Source organism: Citrobacter sp. Cf088, from assembly GCF_030334295.1.
In the GTDB taxonomy this organism is placed as follows: Bacteria; Pseudomonadota; Gammaproteobacteria; order Enterobacterales; family Enterobacteriaceae; genus Citrobacter; species Citrobacter freundii.
Genome location: NZ_JAOWEE010000027.1, coordinates 1 through 296, shown reverse-complemented (window position 1 = coordinate 296; position 296 = coordinate 1). Strand labels below are relative to the sequence as shown.

General features: G+C 59.8%; 1 pseudogene. It reads right to left on the bottom strand.

Going from position 1 to position 296, the window contains the following annotated elements:
* Window positions 1–90: 90 nt before the first annotated feature.
* Window positions 91–296: pseudogene (locus OGV71_RS25545) on the bottom strand (formylglycine-generating enzyme family protein); the annotation flags it as partial.

Genomic DNA, 296 nt, shown 5'->3' with positions numbered 1-296 from the left:
TGACTGAGGCGGGGTTTTGATCGCAGCCAGCTGCTGCGACTATCGCAATGGCGCACAGCCACAACCTGTCGTTTTTCATTATCACAGACCTCACTTCACCGGACTCGGGTGGTTAACGGCGCAGCGCACGGTTTTGTCGGTTGGCAGATATGGTCTGCTTTCAGGGTCCGCTTTATAGCGCACCATGGTCAGTCCGCGCCCCGGCCCTGAGAAGTCCTGGCTGCGCAGCACCCGCGTGTAGTACCCGTCCGGGTCTTTAAATACCGGCTGCTCCGGGCCCTGCGGGTCTTTTACCG